General features: G+C 61.4%; 18 protein-coding genes and 3 pseudogenes. 11 read left to right on the top strand and 10 right to left on the bottom strand.

What is annotated here, in order from left to right; translation table 11 throughout:
* Positions 1 to 883 (bottom strand): annotated as a pseudogene (locus ACQKP2_RS27320) (bifunctional aconitate hydratase 2/2-methylisocitrate dehydratase); the annotation flags it as partial.
* A 455-nt stretch (positions 884 to 1,338) separates the two neighbouring features.
* Here ACQKP2_RS27320 and ACQKP2_RS27315 point away from each other — a divergent pair.
* Positions 1,339 to 1,809, top strand: a complete 471-nt coding sequence (locus tag ACQKP2_RS27315) for a DUF1289 domain-containing protein (RefSeq protein ID WP_427581104.1) — start codon at positions 1,339 to 1,341, stop codon at positions 1,807 to 1,809.
* Positions 1,810 to 1,983: 174 nt separating this feature from the next.
* On the opposite strand, the gene ACQKP2_RS27310 is transcribed toward ACQKP2_RS27315, so the two are convergent.
* Positions 1,984 to 2,847, bottom strand: coding sequence for a universal stress protein (locus ACQKP2_RS27310; protein ID WP_427581102.1), 864 nt, complete (start codon positions 2,845 to 2,847; stop codon positions 1,984 to 1,986).
* 162 nt (positions 2,848 to 3,009) lie between these two features.
* Between ACQKP2_RS27310 and ACQKP2_RS27305 the strand changes: the two genes are divergently transcribed.
* A complete protein-coding gene (locus ACQKP2_RS27305; RefSeq protein ID WP_427581100.1) occupies positions 3,010 to 3,618 on the top strand; it encodes a tRNA-(ms[2]io[6]A)-hydroxylase in 609 nt (202 codons plus the stop codon).
* Positions 3,619 to 3,718: 100 nt separating this feature from the next.
* On the opposite strand, the gene ACQKP2_RS27300 is transcribed toward ACQKP2_RS27305, so the two are convergent.
* The 5 genes from ACQKP2_RS27300 to ACQKP2_RS27280 all read right to left on the bottom strand — a co-directional run bounded on the left by ACQKP2_RS27300 (position 3,719) and on the right by ACQKP2_RS27280 (position 7,848).
* Entirely contained in the window at positions 3,719 to 4,213 is a 495-nt protein-coding gene (locus ACQKP2_RS27300; protein WP_427581098.1) for a GFA family protein, read from the bottom strand.
* Between the two features lie 118 nt (positions 4,214 to 4,331).
* Positions 4,332 to 4,949: a DNA-3-methyladenine glycosylase family protein gene (locus tag ACQKP2_RS27295; protein WP_427581096.1), complete on the bottom strand. Its 618-nt coding sequence runs from the start codon at positions 4,947 to 4,949 to the stop codon at positions 4,332 to 4,334.
* Between the two features lie 36 nt (positions 4,950 to 4,985).
* Complete coding sequence (locus tag ACQKP2_RS27290) at positions 4,986 to 6,068, bottom strand: bifunctional transcriptional activator/DNA repair enzyme AdaA (RefSeq protein ID WP_427581094.1); 1,083 nt, start codon at positions 6,066 to 6,068, stop codon at positions 4,986 to 4,988.
* Positions 6,069 to 6,239: 171 nt separating this feature from the next.
* Positions 6,240 to 6,860: a LysE family translocator gene (locus ACQKP2_RS27285; protein WP_427581092.1), complete on the bottom strand. Its 621-nt coding sequence runs from the start codon at positions 6,858 to 6,860 to the stop codon at positions 6,240 to 6,242.
* 91 nt (positions 6,861 to 6,951) lie between these two features.
* Positions 6,952 to 7,848, bottom strand: coding sequence for a DMT family transporter (locus ACQKP2_RS27280; RefSeq protein WP_427581090.1), 897 nt, complete (start codon positions 7,846 to 7,848; stop codon positions 6,952 to 6,954).
* A gap of 89 nt (positions 7,849 to 7,937) precedes the next feature.
* On the opposite strand from ACQKP2_RS27280, the gene ACQKP2_RS27275 reads away from it, so the two are divergent.
* Together ACQKP2_RS27275 and ACQKP2_RS27270 are read left to right on the top strand one after the other, a co-directional pair.
* The gene (locus ACQKP2_RS27275; RefSeq protein WP_427581088.1) at positions 7,938 to 9,272 is read left to right on the top strand and encodes a PLP-dependent aminotransferase family protein; all 1,335 of its coding nucleotides are present in this window, start codon (positions 7,938 to 7,940) and stop codon (positions 9,270 to 9,272) included.
* 389 nt (positions 9,273 to 9,661) lie between these two features.
* Positions 9,662 to 10,249 (top strand): LysE family translocator, encoded by a 588-nt coding sequence (locus ACQKP2_RS27270; RefSeq protein ID WP_427581086.1) that lies wholly within the window; start codon positions 9,662 to 9,664, stop codon positions 10,247 to 10,249.
* 10 nt (positions 10,250 to 10,259) lie between these two features.
* Here the strand turns inward: ACQKP2_RS27270 and ACQKP2_RS27265 are convergent, their stop codons facing one another.
* Positions 10,260 to 11,093 carry an AraC family transcriptional regulator gene (locus ACQKP2_RS27265; RefSeq protein WP_427581084.1) on the bottom strand — a complete coding sequence of 278 codons (834 nt, stop codon included), beginning with the start codon at positions 11,091 to 11,093 and terminating at the stop codon, positions 10,260 to 10,262.
* Between the two features lie 33 nt (positions 11,094 to 11,126).
* The gene (locus tag ACQKP2_RS27260) at positions 11,127 to 11,630 is read right to left on the bottom strand and encodes a VOC family protein (RefSeq protein ID WP_427581082.1); all 504 of its coding nucleotides are present in this window, start codon (positions 11,628 to 11,630) and stop codon (positions 11,127 to 11,129) included.
* Between the two features lie 265 nt (positions 11,631 to 11,895).
* On the opposite strand from ACQKP2_RS27260, the gene ACQKP2_RS27255 reads away from it, so the two are divergent.
* The 6 genes from ACQKP2_RS27255 to ACQKP2_RS27230 all read left to right on the top strand — a co-directional run bounded on the left by ACQKP2_RS27255 (position 11,896) and on the right by ACQKP2_RS27230 (position 17,434).
* A complete protein-coding gene (locus tag ACQKP2_RS27255; RefSeq protein WP_427581080.1) occupies positions 11,896 to 12,144 on the top strand; it encodes a transmembrane sensor/regulator PpyR in 249 nt (82 codons plus the stop codon).
* Positions 12,144 to 13,307, top strand: coding sequence for an NnrS family protein (locus ACQKP2_RS27250; RefSeq protein ID WP_427581078.1), 1,164 nt, complete (start codon positions 12,144 to 12,146; stop codon positions 13,305 to 13,307). The genes ACQKP2_RS27255 and ACQKP2_RS27250 overlap by 1 nt, the downstream gene beginning before the upstream one ends.
* A 258-nt stretch (positions 13,308 to 13,565) precedes the next feature.
* Positions 13,566 to 14,021, top strand: a complete 456-nt coding sequence (locus ACQKP2_RS27245) for a (2Fe-2S)-binding protein (protein ID WP_427581076.1) — start codon at positions 13,566 to 13,568, stop codon at positions 14,019 to 14,021.
* 5 nt (positions 14,022 to 14,026) lie between these two features.
* The gene (locus ACQKP2_RS27240; protein ID WP_427581075.1) at positions 14,027 to 16,195 is read left to right on the top strand and encodes a molybdopterin cofactor-binding domain-containing protein; all 2,169 of its coding nucleotides are present in this window, start codon (positions 14,027 to 14,029) and stop codon (positions 16,193 to 16,195) included.
* A gap of 1 nt (position 16,196) precedes the next feature.
* Positions 16,197 to 16,778: a hypothetical protein gene (locus tag ACQKP2_RS27235; RefSeq protein WP_427581073.1), complete on the top strand. Its 582-nt coding sequence runs from the start codon at positions 16,197 to 16,199 to the stop codon at positions 16,776 to 16,778.
* 74 nt (positions 16,779 to 16,852) lie between these two features.
* The gene (locus tag ACQKP2_RS27230; protein ID WP_427581071.1) at positions 16,853 to 17,434 is read left to right on the top strand and encodes a GGDEF domain-containing protein; all 582 of its coding nucleotides are present in this window, start codon (positions 16,853 to 16,855) and stop codon (positions 17,432 to 17,434) included.
* Between the two features lie 216 nt (positions 17,435 to 17,650).
* On the opposite strand, the pseudogene fabI reads toward ACQKP2_RS27230, so the two are convergent.
* Positions 17,651 to 17,968, bottom strand: a pseudogene (fabI, locus tag ACQKP2_RS27225) (enoyl-ACP reductase FabI); the annotation flags it as partial.
* A 2-nt stretch (positions 17,969 to 17,970) separates the two neighbouring features.
* Between fabI and ACQKP2_RS27220 the strand changes: the two are divergent.
* Positions 17,971 to 18,046 (top strand): annotated as a pseudogene (locus tag ACQKP2_RS27220) (heme ABC transporter permease); the annotation flags it as partial.

Here is an 18,046-nt window from a genome sequence, read left to right as displayed (position 1 = left end):
GCGCACGCACCACACGCAGCACCAATTCGGAGCCCGTACCGATCAGCAGGCCGATCACCAGTACCCACAGCGTGGACGTGGCCTGGTTCGGCACGTAAGGAACGTCGTCGCCGAAGAACCACAGTACCGAGTTGGTGGCCGATTTACGCGAAGAACCGGTACCGACCACGTCGCCTACGTAGGCAACCGGGAAGCCGGCGTTACGCATTTCTTCGATCTGCTTCATCGGACCGGTGGTGCCTTGTACGTCAGGCACGATGCCGTCGCGAGCCATTTTCAGCATGGCCAGGGCGTGCAGCGGGATGTCAGGGCGGGACCAGGCGTCCGGGGCAGGGGACAGGTCGTCGGTGTTGGTTTCGCCAGTCACCTTGAACACGCGCAGGCTGATCTTGTCGGCCAGCACCGGGCGCTTCACGAACCACTCGCCATCAGCCCAGGATTGCAGCACGGCCTTGGCGTGAACGTTGCCTTTCTTGGCTTTTTCGGCCACGTCGTGGAAGGCATCGAACATCAGCAGGGTGTGCTTGAGTTCTTCGGCAGCCACTGGCGCCAGTTCGGCGTCGTCCAGCAGGTTGACCAGGGTCACGATGTTGTAGCCGCCCTGCATGGTGCCGAGCAGTTCAACAGCGCGCTTCTTGTCGATCAGGGGGGATTTGGCTTCGCCTTTGGCGATGGCGGAAAGGAAGCCGGCCTTGACGTAGGCTGCTTCGTCCACTCCAGGTGGAACGCGATTGGTGATCAGGTCAACGAGGAAAGCTTCTTCGCCAGCCGGGGGATTTTTCAGCAGCTCGACCAGGCCTGCAGTTTGTTCGGCGTTTAGCGGCTGGGGAACGATACCCAGTGCTGCACGCTCTTCGATATGTTTGCGGTAGGCTTCAAGCACAGTATTACCCTCATCAGTGGTCCCAAATGGGTGTCCGGGACGCTCATCCCGAAATTGCCGTACTCATGCGCTGCATGGCGTTGTGGGCCACTTAGCCAGAATTACCGACAATTCCTTACAGAAGCTGCTTTCAAAGTTTTACGCCTGCAGAACGGGAGCTGATGAGGGTTGGCGTTGGGCTTTTCCCCGCTGGAAAAACCCCTCGCCAACACCGCTCTGAAGGAACGACTGTGCTCGTGACGCTTTGAAAACAGCTTCTAACGGACATTGGCGCCTAAAAAGGCAGGCTGATTCTACGGCAAAAAAAAATTAAAGGTAAGTCAGGGTTTATTGGACTTTGGTGGTGGCGGTCTTTGGGGGCGGCGCAGCTTTAGCCTTTGACTTTGAGGGGTGATGAATGCCGGACAAAGGGCTAACATGCCCGCCTGTTTTGCTTTCGCACGTTCTGCCTACCTATGCCCAATCAGACCATCAAGACCCCCTGCGTCGGCCTTTGCTCCACTGTTTATGGAGACCTGGTGTGCCGTGGCTGCAAGCGTTTCCACCATGAAGTGATTCACTGGAATGGTTACAACGAGGAGGAAAAGCGCGCGGTGTGGTTGCGTCTGGAGCAGTTGTTGTCCCAGGTGATGGCGGCCAAGGTGGAAATTTTCGATGCGTCGATGCTCAGGACGCAGCTGGAGCAACGCAAGATCCGTTTCGTGCCGCACCAGTCGCCCTATTGCTGGGCATACCAGTTGATCGCCCGGGGGGCGCGGGTCATCAATAATCTGGAAGCCTACGGCATGGTGCTGCTGCCGGAGTTTCGCGACTGGAAACTGCCGGAGTTGCGCGACGCCATCGACCGGGAGTTCTTCCTGCTCTCCGAGGCGCATTACCAGCGCTACATTGCGCCGGGCTTCCTCAAGGATGCCTTGGGCGGCTGATTTCTAGGGGCTTCGCGGGTAGGTCAGCTCGCAAAAAATACGTGCACCGATGTCCTCCGTAGGAGCCAGGCTTGCCGGCGAAGGCGGCCTGGCGTTTTGCGCAGGCCTTGAAGACGCTTTCGCCGGCAAGCCTGGCTCCTACACGCGAAGGGCAATCAACAGGCCCCACACATCTCAATGCTTGCCCGCAATTTCCTCGAGATGATCCTCGATCTCCTGCGGCTTGAGCACCAGCACATCGCTTTCGACCGCATCGAGCACGACTTCCGCCGTGTTGCCGATCAAGGTTCCGGACAATCCGCTGCGTGCCACGGTGCCGATTACCGTCACCGCCGCCTGCAGTTTGTGCACCATGAAAGGAATCAGCACATCGGCGGGACCTTCCTCGATATGCAGGTGCTCATCGTCGATATCGAACTCCGCCTGGAACGCCTTGCACTGCTCGCGATAGCGCGCCTCGATGGTTTCCTTGAGCTGATAGGTCGGGTCGGGTGACGACAGCATCGGCGAGGGATGGGCGCTGATCACGTGCAAGTTGCCCCTGGCCAGGCTGGCGATGTCATAACCGTGATCGATGATGGTGTTGTGCAGGTGCCGGTGTTCGCTATCGGCATTGCCGACGTCGACCGCCGCCAGGATCACTTTGTCCTTCCAGGAGCCGGAAGTTTTGACCAGCAGCACCGGGCAGGGGCAATGGCGCAGCAGTTTCCAGTCTGCCGGCGTCAGCAGGGCCTTTTTCAGCGCGCTGTCGGGGAAATGCTGCTTGACCACCAGACCGCAACCTTCGGCCTGCTGCACATCCACGATTGTCTCGTGCAAGCTCTGATTCCAGGCCTGTTCGGTGGTGACGCTGAAACCATCCTCCAGCAAGGCGGCCTTGAGCAGGCTCAGCATGGCGCTGTGATCATGCTTGGGGTCGCACACCAGCAGGTGCAGATGCGCCTGGGTCACGCCCGCAATCAGTTTGGCCCGTTTGAGCGCCAGGCTTTCCGAGTGCTCGGGCTCGATGACCACCAGAATGCTGCGTATGGCTTGCATGATCGGGATCTCCTGAAAATGAAAAGACACGGCGTTGCACAACTATAGTTGCTGCCCGGCATCCACGGCGTTGATACATATCAACGGTCGGCGACTGGTGGTCTGCCGACAGGCCGGTATAATCGGCGCCCTTCGTTTTGAACCTTATATCCCGTGGGCCCCATGATCCTTCCCGAAATACACGAGTTCCTTGGCTGTCGCACCCCCGACGGCTGGGTCCAGGCCGCGCTGGCCGATCAGGAGACCCTGCTGATCGACCACAAGAATTGCGAATTCAAGGCCGCCAGTACGGCGCTGAGCCTGATTGCCAAGTATCACTCCCACGTCGACCTGATCAACATGATGTCGCGCCTGGCCCGGGAAGAGCTGGTTCACCACGAGCAAGTGATGCGCCTGATGAAAAGGCGCAAGATCGAATTGCGCCAGCTGTCGGCCGGGCGTTATGCCTCCGGGCTGCGCAAGGTGGTGCGCAGTCACGAGCCGGTGAAGCTGGTGGATACGCTGGTGGTGGGGGCGTTCATCGAGGCCCGCAGTTGCGAGCGTTTCGAAGCGCTGGTGCCGCATCTGGACGAAGAACTCGGCAAGTTCTACTTCGGTCTGCTCAAAAGCGAGGCCCGGCACTTCCAGGGTTACCTGAAGCTGGCTTATCAGTACGGCGACGCCAGGGACATCGCCCAGGTGATCGACAAGGTCCGCGCCGCCGAACAGGAGCTGATCGAGTCCCCGGACGTGGAATTCCGCTTCCACAGCGGTATTCCGGCAGCCGCCTGACCCCTGTAGGAGCGAGCAAGCTCGCGATGGTCGTCAACGATAACGCTGGAAGCCTGGCACCCCGCGGTGTTCTTGCGTCCATCGCGGGCAAGCCTCGCTCCTACAGGTTCAGGTTCAGGTGCAGGCGTTCATGCCATTCGGCGATGGATTCTTCGGGGTAGCCGTCGAATTGCCGATCGTTGGGCTGCACTTCGACCTCTACCCAGGGCGCCCTGGACTGCAGCATCAAATGCGTGTGCTGCGGCGGCACCGGTAGCGGGGTATCGATGGCCGATGCGAAGGGGTGGATCAATTCCGGCCACTCGGGGCTGAACAGCCACAATCCCGAACCGCACACCGAACAGAAATGTCGCTCGGCACTGCTGCGGTGAGCACGCTTTTCACCTTCGCCCTTGAGCAGCGCATGGTAAACCGCGACATTCCTGCGCCCGCGTACCTTGAGGCTGTTGGCGTCGCCGGCGATGTTGATTGCATAACCGCCACCGCCCTGGGTCTTGCGGCAAATCGAGCAATAGCAGCGCTGATATGGGACGGGGTGAGCGCTGGTCAGGCTGAACGACACTGCGCCGCAATGGCAGGAGCCTTCGAGTTGCATCGTGGCCTCCGATGAGTGTGATGATCGGTTTCAGCCTAGAAGATTTGCACTGAACATGCCGACGCCTTCGCGAGCAGGCTCGCTCCCACGTCAGAGGTGTCATGCTCCTAGCGACGGGTTATTTGCCGGACACCCGCCACAAGTACCACGCAGCCACGGTCCGGTAAGGGCTCCATGGCAAGCCGATGTCGATCATCTGCTTGCGTGTCGGTTGGACTTCCAGCCCCTTGAGGCGCCGGTAGCCTTCGCGCACGCCAAAGTCATCGGCCGGCAAAATGTCCGGTCGCTCCAGGCTGTAGATCAACAGCATCTCCACGGTCCAGCGGCCCACGCCGCGCAGGGTGACCAGACGTTCGATCAGCGCTTCATCGGTCATGGCCAGCGCTGTGGCGTAGTCCGGCACCACACCGTCGAGCGTGGCCTGGGCGATGCCCTGGATGGTCGCGATCTTGCTGGCGGAAAAGCCGCACGCGCGCAGGTGATCGAAGTCGGTGGCGACAATCTGCTCGGGTCGAGGAAAACTGTCCTGCGGGTACAACGCCAGCAAGCGGCCGACAATCGCATCGCCGGCCCTGGCGTGCAGTTGCTGGTAAGCGATTGCCCGCACCAGCGATTCATAGGGATCGCGGGCGGCATGGGGTTGGTGCAGGCAGGGACCCACGGCGTCGATATGGCGGCGCCAGTCGTCATCGATGGCAGCCAGGAACTGTGTGGCGGGCAAGTACAGGTCAGGCATGAAACATCCTTGAAGGCTGACGAACGCAGGTGTTGATCAGAAGGCCAGCTGCTCGGTGATCTGCAGCGCGGCGTGTTCCAGCCGCAGCAGAAACGCCTTGCGCGGTTCGCCTCCAGCGTAGCCGGTCAGCGAGCCGTCGGCACCGATGACCCGGTGGCAGGGCACGACAATCGAGAGGCGGTTGTGACCATTGGCCAGTCCCACCGCGCGGCTGGCCCCCGGTTTGCCCAGCAGCGCCGCGATGGCGCCGTAAGTGGTGGTCTGGCCGTAAGGGATCTTTTGCAGATGGGCCCAGACCTGGCGGGAAAACTCGCTGCCGGGCATGTGCAGGCTGAGGCTGAATTCGGTGCGTTCGCCGGCAAAATACTCCGCCAGTTGTACTTCGATCTGCTGCAAATGGCTGTTATGCCCCGGCGCGACCGCATAGCCGAAGCGGTTTTGCAGCGCTTCGATTTCCCGGTTCAAACTCGCCTGGTCGAGAAACTCCAGCAGCACCAGTCCCCTGCGCTCGGCCATGGCGATCATGGGACCCAGCGGCGTGGTCAGTCGGGTAAACAACAGTGGCTCACTGTTGGCGGCGCGGCCCGGCGTGATATGGAAGGACTTTTGAAACGCATCGCGAAAACCGCTGAGGGATTCATAGCCTGAATCGAACGCCGCGCTGTCGATGGAATCGCCTTGCTTGATGCCGTCCAGCGCCATGCCCAGGCGCCGGTTGCGCAGCCAGGCATGAAAGGTCATGCCGAAATGTTGCTTGAACCAGCGGCGCAACTTCAGCGGCTCGATGCCTTCGGCGAGTAAACGGGTGTCGCTCCAGCGCTGTTCGGGGTCGGCGTCCACGGCCTTGAACAGCCTTTGCACCCAGTCCGGTGTACTGTCCGCGGCATCCAGCGGTTTGCAACGCAGGCAGGCGCGATAGCCCGCCGACAGGCATTGCTCGGTGTGAGCGAAGAATTCGACGTTCTCAGGCTTCGGCTTGCGTGCCGTACAACTGGGGCGGCAGAAGATCCCGGTGGTTTTTACCGCAGTGAAAAACACCCCCTCGTAGGCGGTGTCTCGTTCGAGCATGGCGCGAACCATCTCGGCATGGGGCGGAAGGAGCTTGGTATGTAGGTTCATGGACGCAGCTTAGATCGCGACGGGCGTCGCCTCCACCGGAAAATCGACAGCGAATTCCATCACCCATCATTGTGGGAGCGAGCCTGCTCGCGATGCAGGCGGCGCTTTTTCACTGATGTATCGCGCAGGCCCTGTCGCGAGCAGGCTCGCTCCCACATTGAAAGCAATGCCTCAGGTCCTGCGGGCCATCAGCAATACGGAGGCCGCGGCCGTCAGCAATCCTGCGCAGCAACGATTGAACATCCGCTTGCCGCTCGGCCGGGCGAACCAGCGGCGCATGTGCAGGCCCATGTAGGCGTAGGCGGCGATGGCGATCCATTCCAGAATCAGGAACAGCGCACCCAGCACGGCGAATTGTGGCGTGATGGCGCGGGTCGAATCGACGAATTGCGGCAGGAATGCGGTAAAGATCAGGATGGCTTTCGGATTGCCCGCAGCGACAAGGAATTCCTGCCGGGCCAGTGCCAGCATGCCCACCGGCGCAGCGGCCGCGACGGTTTCCACGCCCGGCTCGGCGCGCCACAGTTGCCAGGCGAGGTAGAACAGGTACGCGGCTCCCAGGATCTTGATGGCGTAGAACAATAACGCCGAGGTTTGCAGCACCACTGCCAGGCCCGCCGAGGCCAGGGCGATCATCCCGGCGAATGCCAGCAGTCGACCGACACCGGCCAGGCAGGCAGTACGATAGCCGTAGCGGGTCGAATTGCTGACCGACAGCAGATTGTTCGGGCCTGGCGCCATGTTCAGGGCGAAGCAGGCCGGCAGAAAGAGGGAGAGTGTGGCGAGGTCCATCGACGGGCTCCTGTTGCGAGTGCCGTCTTTTTATCACGGCCATGGGGTGGATCGCCCTATACAGTCATGGTGACAAGCAGCAGAGCAGTGGCTAGCGCGAGTACCTTTTCGCCCCGGCGACACACAGAATAACTGCCGTGGTCACTGCGATCATGCCGATACTGACCTGTTCGTGCAGCAAGGTTGCCGCCAGCGCCAGGCCGAAGAACGGTTGCAGCAATTGCAGTTGCCCGACGGCGGCGATGCCGCCCTGAGCCAGCCCGCGATACCAGAATACAAAGCCGATCAGCATGCTGAACAACGACACGTAAGCCAGGCTGAGCCAGGCCGGTGTGCCGATGCCACTGAACGACGGCGGCAGGCGCCACCAGGCCAGCGCTGCCATTACCGGCAACGCCAGCACCAGTGCCCAACTGATCACCTGCCAGCCGCCCAGTGTGCGCGACAGCTTTGCGCCTTCGGCGTAGCCCAGGCCGCAAGCCAGAATCGCCAGCAGCATCAGAATGTCACCCTGGGGCGATGCGCTCAGGCCCTGGGCCACGGCAAAGCCGACGACCAGCAGACTGCCGAGCACGGAGAAAATCCAGAACACCGGCCTTGGGCGCTCGCCGCCGCGCAAGACACCGAACGTTGCCGTGGCGAGCGGCAGCAGGCCGACGAAGACGATGGAATGCGCCGAGGTCACGTATTGCAAGGCTAGCGCGGTCAGCAACGGGAAACCGACCACCACGCCCAGCGCCACGACGATCAGGGACAGCAGTTGATGGCGTGCGGGGCGTTTTTGCTTGAACAACAACAGCAGGCCAAGCGCCAGAATCGCCGCGATGGTGGCACGGGCCACGGTCAGGAACACCGGATCGAACTGCGCCACTGCCACCCGTGTCGCGGGCAGGGAGCCGCTGAATATCACCACGCCGATCAGGCCGTTGATCCAGCCGCCGGCATTGCCGTGCAGCGCCTGGTTTTGAAGCTTCGATGTCTGTTCCATTCGACTCACGCTCATTGTCCGGTTGCATGAAACCCATCCTATGGCTGAGTATCGATACAATCAAAAAATTGTCATGGATACATCTCGACATGCCTCGATCCCGCTACAAGACGCTGGTGGATGCCTTTGCCGCCGACATTCGTTCGGGGCGCCTGCCGCCCGGCACACGCCTGCCGACTCATCGGCAACTGGCCACGGAGCACGGGTTGGCGCTGGTCACTGCCAGCCGGGTGTATGCCGAGCTTGAAGGCATGGGGCTGGTCAGCGGCGAGACCGGGCGCGGCACGTTCGTCAGGGAGACATCGCTACCGCCGGGACAGGGTATTTCACAATCGGTGATAGCCGCGGGAATGATCGATCTCAACTTCAACTACCCGTCGTTGCCCGGCCAGGCCGATTTGTTGCGCAATGCCTTGCGTCAGCTGGCGCTATCGGGCGATCTGGAGGCACTCCTGCGCTATCAGCCCCATGCCGGGCGCCTGCATGAGCGGGCGTCGGTGGCGCGTCATCTGCTCGAGCGCGGTTTGAAAGTGCCCGCCGAACAGGTGTTGATCGTCAGTGGCGCCCAGCACGGTCTGGCGGTGGCGATGATGACGCTGCTCAAGCCCGGCGACGTGATCGCCGCTGATGCCTTGACGTACCCCGGGTTCAAGACGCTGGCCGAAACCCTGCACCTGGAAGTGCTGCCGATTCCCGTCACCGACAGTGGGCCGGACTTGGCGGCTTTGGAGAAACTGTGCCGCAGCCGTCCGGTACGGGCCGTCTACTCGATGCCGACCTTGCACAATCCGCTGGGTTGGGTGATGGGGGCCGGGCAGCGCGAACACCTGGTGGCAATCGCCCGCCAGCATGATCTGATGATCATCGAAGACGCGGCCTACGCCTTTCTCGCTGAAGTTTCGCCGCCGCCCCTGGCCGATCTGGCGCCGGAAAGAACGGTTTACATCAATGGTTTGTCCAAGAGCGTCGCCACCGGTTTGCGCGTCGGCTTCATGGCGGCGCCCGTGCAGTGGATCGCGGCATTCGAACGTACCGTCATGGCAACCACCTGGAATACGCCGGGCGTGATGACCGCCATCGCCACGGCCTGGCTCGATGACGGCACCGTGATAAGGCTGGAAGGGCAAAAACGCGCCGACGCGCAAGCCCGGCAAGCCCTGGCTCGACAGGAGCTGGCAGGGCTCAGGTTTATCAGCCATCCGTCTTCGTATTTCATCTGGCTGCCGCTGACCGAAGACGCTCGGGCCGACCGGATAGCCATGGCGCTGATGCGTGAACAGGTCTCGGTGTCACCCGCCGAACCCTTTGCCATGACCACCCACGTGCCCCACGCCATACGCCTGGCATTGGGCTCGGTGGACATGGACGCCCTGCGCGCGGCGCTGGTGAAAGTGAAGAGGGTGGTCAGCTATTACTCATCGTGATGAGCCAGGGTCCAGCGTGTTCGCGGCACACCAATATTTTATGGCCGCCCCAACATCCGTAGGAGCCAGGCTTGCCGGCGAAAGCGTTTTCGAAATCATCGCATGACGTGAGGCTGCGTTCGCCGTAGGAGCCAGGCTTGCCGGCGAAGGCGTTTTCGAAGTCATCGAATGACGTGAGGCTGCGTTCGCCGTAGGAGCCAGGCTTGCCGGCGAAAGCGTTTTCGAAATCATGGCATGTCGTGAGGCTGTGTTCGCGGGCAAGCCTCGCTCCTACGAGAGGGAGGGCGTTTTAATGGGGCGGATGATGCACAGGGCAGTTTTCTTCAATACGCGCACCGAAGGTCGCTTTACCTTCAGGCCTGGTTCAACTAACAGGAAGAAGGTGTGCAATGAGTCTGATGATGTCCATGGCGGCGTTTGCGTTGGCCGCGTCGATAACCCCGGGGCCTGTGAATATCGTGGCGTTGAGCGCCGGCGCGCGTTTCGGCTTTCGCGCCAGTCAACGGCATGTCGCCGGCGCGACGCTTGGGTTCGTGTTGCTCCTGGTGCTGATGGGGCTGGGGCTGCATGAGTTATTGCGGCGCTGGCCGGAGATGACCCAGGCGGTGCAGTGGGCCGGTGTGGCGTTTCTGTTGTACATGGCGTTCAAACTGGCTTGCGACAATGGGCAACTTGAAGCGAAGGATTCGGACCGGGCGCCGTCGATGCTGTACGGCGCCGTCATGCAATGGCTCAATCCGAAAGCCTGGCTGGCCTGCGTGGCGGGCATGGGCGCGTTTGTCGCCGATGGCGAAGCGCGGCTGGTCTGGCAATTCGCTGCGGTGTACCTGGTGATCTGCTACCTCTCGGTCGGCTGCTGGGCCTGGGTCGGGACGTTCCTGCGAGGCTATCTGAACAATCCGGCGGCCATGCGTGGGTTCAATCGGATCATGGCGCTGCTGCTGGCGGCGAGCGCGGTGTATCTGTTGGTGTCTTAGGTGCCGGGTCTTACCCCCGATACTGCCCCGGTGTCGCCGCCAGATGCTGTTTGAACGCGCGCTGAAAATGCGCCTGATCGGCAAATCCCGCTTCCAGTGCCACGTCCGCGATCAGCTTGCCTCTGCGCAGTTGATCTCGGGCGAACTGGATGCGCCGGTTGATCAGGAAAGCGTGGGGCGTCATGCCGTAGTGCTGCTTGAAAGCGCGGATCAGGTAGGACTGCGACAGTTGAGCGGCTGCACAAATGTCTTCGAGCCTGAGCGTTTGCGTGCAGTGATCGCGGATGAATCCGGCGGCAAGCGCCAGCCGGGTGTCAGGTTCGCGCAGCGGTTGATCGGCCGGGTTCAGCCGTAGTTGCACGTCGGTAAAAAATTCCGCGACTGCACTGTGCTTGTGCAGTACATCCTGCTGCTGGTCGACCAGCACCTCGTACACGTTCTGCAAGCCGTTGAACAGCGTCATGTCTTGCGTATGGGTGATGGCGAAGCGACGAAACGCCTGGTCATTGGCAAAGCCCAACTGATGCTGCAAGTCCGTCAGCCACGCCGTATCGACGTACAGCATCAAGTATGACCAGGGTTGGTCATCGATCGGATTGCAGGCGTGAACATCGCCGGGATTCATCAATACCACGGTACCGGCATCGACCTCGAATCGCGATTGCTCGTGAACATACGTACTGCGCCCGGCAGTGATCGCGCCGATGGAAAAGTGCTCGTGGGAATGGCGGCTGTAGCAGACCTCGCGCCCATCGGCGATGGAACGTGCCTCGATGAAGGGCAGGGCGTCATCGCGCCAGAAACGCGGGGCCTTGTCGCTGTCCCCTGGCTTGCAGAGCTTCATGGTCAGTCCTCGACGGATAGGCCTGGCAGTGTATTAGCTCTCGCCGTCAAAGGCTCTCCTGAGGGTGGCAATATCGAGTTTTTTCATTTGCAGCATCGCTTCCATTGCGCGTTGCGACTTTGCCGTATCGGGGTCTTTCATCATCTCCATCAACGCCACCGGTACGATTTGCCAGGACACCCCGAACTTGTCCTTGAGCCAGCCGCATTGCTGAGCCTGCGGAACACCTCCGGCGGACAGGTTGCCCCAGAAGTGGTCGACTTCTTCCTGGGTCTGGCAATTGACCTGGAATGAAACTGCCTCGGTGAACTTGAACATCGGACCGCCGTTAAGACCGGTGAAACTCTGCCCGTCGAGTTCGAAGCTGACCGTCATGACCGAGCCCTCGGGCCGCCCGTGAAGGTCGAAGCCGGCATGACCGTAGTGGGTGATGGCGGTGATTTTCGAATGGTCGAAGATCGAGCAGTAGAACTTTGCCGCGTCCTCGGCCTGATCGTCGAACCACAGGCAGGGTGTGAGTTTTTGAACATGAAGCATGGCGGGTCTCCTTGGCAGGTTTTTGCATGCTGGAATATCAGCGTAGCCAGCCTGTGGTAGAGGCGGCGTGCCGTAGATCGCCCAGTGTGCGTAAAGTCGCGGGCATAAATAGTCACTATGACTTCATTGGTAGTCACTGTGACTATTTTGTCTGTGAGTCGATATGACTCGATCACCCGCAAGCAGCTGATCCATAAGGCCGCAGGAACTGGCACAAGACTTGATGTCTTCCACGTACAACTGAACGACTTCAGGAGTACGGAAAATGTTCCATTTCTTCAGCAACCCCCGCAATGTTCTGCATCTGTCCAGCCGTGTGCTTGGCGTAGGCCTGACGATGCTGCTGGCAGGGATTTACGGGGCTTACCTGTACGCCGGCCATCTTTCCATCGTGGCGCTGGTGTCGTTGCATGCCATGACCATTGTCGGGCCGACCCTGTTGAAAATCGGCTACGTCATGCGCCTGTTGTCCCAGCACCGCTTGAGCAAATCCCTGGCAGAGGCGCTGGCGTGATGCGCAAACTGGCCGCTGTTCCCGTATTCAGCCTGGGTTTTCGTCCGTTTTTCCTCGCCGGGGCCGCTTTCGCCGCGCTGGCGGTGGCGATCTGGGCCTTGTGGTTGTACGGCCGCATGCCGGGTGTGCAACCGGTGGGCGGCATGCTCGCCTGGCACCGGCACGAAATGCCGTTCGGGTTTGCCGTGGCGATCATTGCCGGGTTTCTGTTGACCGCGGTGCCGAACTGGACCGGTCGACCGGGGCTCAAGGGTTGGCCGCTGATTGGGCTGGTGCTGGTCTGGCTGGCGGCGCGGCTGGTCTGGTGGCTGCCGGTTGCGCCTTCTTTGTCGCTGCTGATGCAGTTGCCGTTTTTGCCGCTGCTGGCCGGCGTGCTGGGTCGAGACCTGGTGGCGGCCGGCAAACGCGACAACTATCCGATTCTGCTCATGGTGATGTTACTGGCCGGGTGTCAGGTCATGACACTGTGGGGGATCTTCACCGACGATGCCGGGTTGCAGCGCCACGGTGTACTGGCTGCTCTGTGGCTGGTGGGCGCCTTGATGAGTGTGATCGGTGGGCGAGTGATTCCGTTCTTCATCCAGCGCGGTTTGAATCGTTCTGCGCAACGCGCCACTAGTGCCTGGCCGACTCGAGTCCTGTTGGTCAGTGGCTTGTTTGCCGCGCTGACGTTTGCCCTGGGTTGGCAAGATGCGCCCAGCCTTTGGCTGGCGGCGTTGTTCGTGCTGATGGGCGCCTTGCACCTGCAGCGCTTGTGGCGCTGGCATGATCGAGGCATCTGGCGTGTACCGCTGCTGTGGTCGCTGTATCTGGCGTATGCCTGGCTGGTGGTGGCGGTTTTCGCCATGGCGCTCTGGCACGCAGGCAGGATGCCGCAACAGAGCCTGGCGACCCATTCGCTGGCGGTGGGCGGGGTGGGCGGGTTGATTCTGGCGATGATCGCGCGGGTCAGTCTGGGCCATACAGGGCGGCCGTTGTTGCCTTCCAAGGCCATTGTCGCGGGGTTCGCTCTGGTGTTGATCGCTGGGCTCTCACGGGTGTTGCTGGTGCCGTTTTCCGGATTGGGCCTGGGCTTGTCGGCACTGCTGTGGTGTGCGGCGTTCGGGCTGTTCCTGCTGCGCTACACCGACATCTTGCTCAAAGCTCGTCCTGAGCCCCTGTAGGAGCGAGCATGCTCGCGATGGAAGAAAGGGCGCCGCGGGGCGTCAGACCGCCATCGTTATCGTTGACGTCCATCGCGAGCCTGCTCGCTCCTACAGGAAAACCGGCGGAAATGGGTGTACGCGTGTGACCGGTGGTCGCTAGAGTTCGGCCTGCGAAGCAAATTGGGCTTAGCTGAAGGGATAACCGAGGCGTGCGTAGGTCTTTGAGAACCACAGCGACGCCCTCTTCAGAACACCGTGAGTCTGAGGACCTTCGCAATGCTGACCCTCAATATCAACGGTCAGGTACAGGAGTTGGATGTCCCCGCGGATATGCCGCTGCTCTGGGTTCTGCGCGATGTCGCCCATCTGACCGGAACCAAGTTCGGCTGTGGCATGGCCCAGTGCGGTGCCTGCACCGTGCATATCGACGGCGCGCCGCTACGGTCCTGCATTACGCCCGCCACAGCCGTGGCCCAAGGGCAGAAAATCCTCACCATCGAAGGCCTGTCCACCGATGGTACGCACCCGGTGCAGCGCGCCTGGGCCGAACTCGATGTGGTCCAGTGCGGGTACTGCCAGTCCGGGCAGATCATGTCGGCGGCAGCCTTGCTGGCGAAGATCCCGCAACCGAACGACCGGGATATCGATCAGGCCATGTCCGGCAATATCTGCCGTTGCGGCACCTATCCAAGAATTCGCGCCGCGGTCAAACGCGCCGCGCAATTGGTTTGAAGGCGATGAACAGCTTGAATGCGCCATCGCGTCGCGAATTTCTCAAGGGCAGTGCCGTGCTGGGCGGTGGCCTGGTGGTGGCGTTCGTCATCCCCGCCGCCCATCGTTTTGCCGTGGGTGCCGAGAATCAGGGCCACCTGTTTGCACCCAATGCGTTCCTGCGTATCGGCAACGACAACAGCGTCACCGTGTTGCTTGGCCATTCGGAAATGGGGCAGGGCATCTGGACCGGCCTGACCATGCTCATCGCTGAAGAACTGGACGCCGACTGGTCGAAAATCCGTGTCGAACACGCACCGGCATCAGCCGCGGACTACGGTCTGGCGGGGTTCGGCGGCATGCAAATCACCGGAGGCTCGACCTCGACCTGGATGGAATTCGATCGCTACCGGCGGGCGGGCGCGGTGGCTCGCCTGATGTTGATAGAAGCGGCGGCCAAGCGTTTCAACGTTGCGCCATCCGCTATCCGCACGGAGTCGGGGGTGGTGATTGCCGGCGAACAACGGGCCACCTATGGCGAACTGGCCGATGACGCCGGCAAGCTGCCGGCGCGGGATCCAGCTTCAATCACACTGAAAGAGGCCAAGGACTGGCGCATCATCGGCAAGCCCACCAAACGACTGGATACACCGGAAAAAATCACCGGTCGCGCCAAATTCGGCATGGATGTGCAGTTCGATGGCCTGATGACCGCGATGGTTGCCCGGTCGCCGGTGTTCGGCGCCAGCGTCAAATCCTTTGAAGGCGCCGAGGCTCTGGCGGTGCCCGGCGTGCACAAAGTGGTGCAGGTGCCGACCGGCGTCGCAGTGATTGCCGATCACTACTGGGCGGCGAAACTGGGGCGCGATGCGCTGCATATCGACTGGGACCTGGGCCCGAATACCGGGCTCGACAGTCAGAAACTGCTGGAGAGTTTCCGCAAGCTTGCCGCGACGCCCGGCATGGTGGCCAGCCAGGCGGGTGATGCGCAGGCGGCATTGGCGAAGGCGACCAGGACGCTGGAGGCCGAATACAGTGTGCCGTATCTGGCCCATGCCCCCATGGAACCGCTCAATTGCACGGTGAAGATCACCCAGGATCAATGCGAGATCTGGACCGGTACACAATTTCAGACGCTGGACCAGATGATCGCCGGCAAGATCACCGGGCTCAAACCGGAGCAAGTGGTGATCCACACCGAGTTTCTCGGCGGCGGTTTCGGCCGCCGGGCCAATCCGACCTCGGACTTTGTCGCCGAGGCCGTGCAAGTCGCCAAGGCCGTCGGCGGGCCGGTGAAAACCGTGTGGGCGCGCGAGGACGACATCCGTGGCGGCTACTACCGTTCGGCGTTCTTGCATCAGGCACGCATCGGCGTCGGCCCCGATGGATTGCCCATGGCATGGAAACATGTGCTGGTGGGTCAATCGATCATGGCCGGTACTTCACTGGAAGCGGCCATGGTCAAGAACGGTATCGACAAAACGTCGGTCGAAGGGGTCGCCGACAGCCCTTACCTTGAGGGGCTGGCCAACCATCAGGTTGACCTGCATTCGCCGAAAACCGGTATCAGCGTACTGTGGCTGCGTTCGGTGGGGCATACCCATACGGCCTTCGTCATGGAGTCGCTGATCGATGAGCTGGCCGCGGCGGCGGGCAAGGATCCGGTGGAGTATCGCAGGACCTTGCTCAAGGACCATCCAAGGCATCTGGGGGTGTTGAACCTGGCGGTGGAAAAAGCCAACTGGAAGGCGCCGTTGCCCGATGGTCATGCCTTGGGCGTGGCCGTGCATGAGTCTTTCGGCAGTTTCGTGGCGCAGGTCGCCGAGGTGTCTGAGGATAACCTCGCGATCCGTGTGCATCGGGTGGTCTGTGCGGTGGATTGCGGCATTGCGGTCAACCCGCAAAGCATCGCTGCGCAAATGGAGTCGTGCATTGCTTTCGGGCTGGGGTTCACCTTGCACAGCAAACTGACGTTCAAGGACGGCAAGGTGGTGCAGTCCAACTACCACGATTACAAGGTGCTGCGGCTCAACGAGATGCCGGTGGTCGAGGTGCATATCCTGCCCAGCAGCGAAAAACCCGGCGGCATCGGCGAGGCCGGTGTGCCCCCCACGGCACCGGCGGTTGCCAATGCAGTGTTTGCCTTGACCGGGCAACGGCTGCGCGAATTGCCGCTGCAACTGTCGGGGGTGTGAGATGAAACGGCATCACTGGTTGCTCGGCGCGGTGATATTGATCTGCCTTGTTGTTTATGCAACGGAGCTGTTCGCCGAGGACAAGGAGGCATTGAAGGCGTTCGACACGGTGCAGCAGGTGTTCCAGAGTCCCCGCTGCCAGAACTGTCACATTCCCGGCGATTCGCCCCTGCAGTTCGATGCCGGCGTACCCCATGCCATGAACGTCGTGCGCGGCATGGATGGCAAAGGAGCGGCCGGGCTGCCCTGTGCCAGTTGCCACGGCCAGGAAAATCCTCCGGCCAGTTATGGTCCTGGCGCGCCACCGGGCGCACCTCATTGGAGCCTGCCGCCGGCGGCGCACAAAATGGCCTGGATCGGTCTGCCGCCTGACCGCCTGTGCAGCATGATCAAGGACCGGGCAAGCAACGGCGACCGTGATTTCGCCGCGCTGATCAAGCATGTCAGCGAAGATAAACTGGTGCTCTGGGGCTGGAACCCGGGTGGCAATCGCGCGCCGGTGCCGGTGCCTCATGACCTTTTTGTCACACAGTTCAAGCTATGGGCGGATGCGGGAGGTCCGTGCCCGGTTGCGGGAAGCTGACCAACGGCCCGTGAATATCGAGTCAAATGTGGTATCGCGAGCTCTAAAGAACATACCCGTCCAGGGAGTATGTGATGCTCATTTCAGGCAAGCCGCACAAAAAAGGCGCCTGCACAGGCACCTTGCGTACACCGGCACAGGAGCGCGAACTGCTGCGCGACCTCGCCCGCAAGGCCGAGCAAGCGCTGGCGGGCGTGCAGATGGCGAGCATGGATGAACTGACCCTGCTGCCCAATCGTCACGGTTTCATTGCCCTGGCCCGGTCGGGGCTCGATGCCTGCGGGCAACTGGATCGACCGGCAACGCTGCTGTTCTTCAATCTCGATGACTTCAAGCGCATCAATTACCTGTTTGGCCGCGCCGAGGGCGACGATGCCCTGAAAACCTTTGCCGATGTGTTGCGCATCGCTTTCCGCGAAAGCGATGTGACCGGACGCCTGGAGGGCGCCACATTCGTTGTCTTGCTCACCGGTTCAGGCAGCGTGGACATCACGGCGATCAAGGCGCGGCTCGAAGAAATACTTGATGAACGCAACGCCACGGTGCATCGCGGGTACGACATCCGCTTCAGCATCGGTCAGATCGAATACGACCCGGCGGTGCATGGCACGGTCGAAGAGCTTTTGGCGCAAATCGAAAGGGTGATGGGGCGATAGATCGGCCCTGTTCGCCGGCTCGCTGCCCTGCGGCTAGCACCATTCAAATGTGGGAGCGAGCCTGCTCGCGATGGCGATATCAGGCTCAACATCTTTACTGGCTGGTCTACCGCTATCGCGAGCAGGCTCGCTCCCACATGAAATGGCGACGCTCCAAAATCGCAGGCATAAAAAAACCCGCCTCAAGCGGCGGGTTTTTTATCGGCTAGCCGAAGATCACTCTTCGATGCTGCCCATGGCGGTGGTGTTGAAGCCACCGTCGACGTACATGATTTCACCGCTGATGCCCGACGCCAGGTCAGAGCACAGGAAGGCGCCGGCGTTGCCGACTTCTTCGATGGTGACGTTGCGACGCAGCGGGGTTTGCGCTTCGTTGGCGGCCAGCATCTTGCGGAAGTTCTTGATGCCGGAAGCGGCGAGGGTGCGGATCGGGCCTGCCGATACGCAGTTGACGCGAGTACCGTCCGGGCCCAGGGAACCGGCCAGGTAACGTACACCCGCTTCCAGGGAGGCCTTGGCCATGCCCATCACGTTGTCTACCGTTGCTGCTGACGGCGTTGGGGTTCTACTGTTTCTTCGGCGCGGTATTGCTGCTGCGCATGCGTCTGGAAG

The organism is Pseudomonas sp. NPDC089569 (genome assembly GCF_050280625.1).
Lineage (GTDB): Bacteria > Pseudomonadota > Gammaproteobacteria > Pseudomonadales > Pseudomonadaceae > Aquipseudomonas.
This window is presented reverse-complemented; position numbering and strand designations above follow the sequence as displayed.

What these genes read in the sequence shown, in the direction of transcription:
- ACQKP2_RS27310 (WP_427581102.1), bottom strand. Translation starts at nt 2,847, where the DNA reads ATGCAAGCCATACGCAGCATTCTGGTGGTCATCGAGCCCGAGCACTCG.
- ACQKP2_RS27290 (WP_427581094.1), bottom strand. Translation starts at nt 6,068, where the DNA reads ATGAACCTACATACCAAGCTCCTTCCGCCCCATGCCGAGATGGTTCGC.
- ACQKP2_RS27235 (WP_427581073.1), top strand. Translation starts at nt 16,197, where the DNA reads ATGAAACGGCATCACTGGTTGCTCGGCGCGGTGATATTGATCTGCCTT.
- ACQKP2_RS27275 (WP_427581088.1), top strand. Translation starts at nt 7,938, where the DNA reads ATGCCTCGATCCCGCTACAAGACGCTGGTGGATGCCTTTGCCGCCGAC.
- ACQKP2_RS27230 (WP_427581071.1), top strand. Translation starts at nt 16,853, where the DNA reads ATGCTCATTTCAGGCAAGCCGCACAAAAAAGGCGCCTGCACAGGCACC.
- ACQKP2_RS27270 (WP_427581086.1), top strand. Translation starts at nt 9,662, where the DNA reads ATGAGTCTGATGATGTCCATGGCGGCGTTTGCGTTGGCCGCGTCGATA.
- ACQKP2_RS27245 (WP_427581076.1), top strand. Translation starts at nt 13,566, where the DNA reads ATGCTGACCCTCAATATCAACGGTCAGGTACAGGAGTTGGATGTCCCC.
- ACQKP2_RS27255 (WP_427581080.1), top strand. Translation starts at nt 11,896, where the DNA reads ATGTTCCATTTCTTCAGCAACCCCCGCAATGTTCTGCATCTGTCCAGC.
- ACQKP2_RS27240 (WP_427581075.1), top strand. Translation starts at nt 14,027, where the DNA reads ATGAACAGCTTGAATGCGCCATCGCGTCGCGAATTTCTCAAGGGCAGT.
- ACQKP2_RS27260 (WP_427581082.1), bottom strand. Translation starts at nt 11,630, where the DNA reads ATGCTTCATGTTCAAAAACTCACACCCTGCCTGTGGTTCGACGATCAG.
- ACQKP2_RS27250 (WP_427581078.1), top strand. Translation starts at nt 12,144, where the DNA reads ATGCGCAAACTGGCCGCTGTTCCCGTATTCAGCCTGGGTTTTCGTCCG.
- ACQKP2_RS27305 (WP_427581100.1), top strand. Translation starts at nt 3,010, where the DNA reads ATGATCCTTCCCGAAATACACGAGTTCCTTGGCTGTCGCACCCCCGAC.
- ACQKP2_RS27315 (WP_427581104.1), top strand. Translation starts at nt 1,339, where the DNA reads ATGCCCAATCAGACCATCAAGACCCCCTGCGTCGGCCTTTGCTCCACT.
- ACQKP2_RS27265 (WP_427581084.1), bottom strand. Translation starts at nt 11,093, where the DNA reads ATGAAGCTCTGCAAGCCAGGGGACAGCGACAAGGCCCCGCGTTTCTGG.
- ACQKP2_RS27295 (WP_427581096.1), bottom strand. Translation starts at nt 4,949, where the DNA reads ATGCCTGACCTGTACTTGCCCGCCACACAGTTCCTGGCTGCCATCGAT.
- ACQKP2_RS27285 (WP_427581092.1), bottom strand. Translation starts at nt 6,860, where the DNA reads ATGGACCTCGCCACACTCTCCCTCTTTCTGCCGGCCTGCTTCGCCCTG.
- ACQKP2_RS27280 (WP_427581090.1), bottom strand. Translation starts at nt 7,848, where the DNA reads ATGGAACAGACATCGAAGCTTCAAAACCAGGCGCTGCACGGCAATGCC.
- ACQKP2_RS27300 (WP_427581098.1), bottom strand. Translation starts at nt 4,213, where the DNA reads ATGCAACTCGAAGGCTCCTGCCATTGCGGCGCAGTGTCGTTCAGCCTG.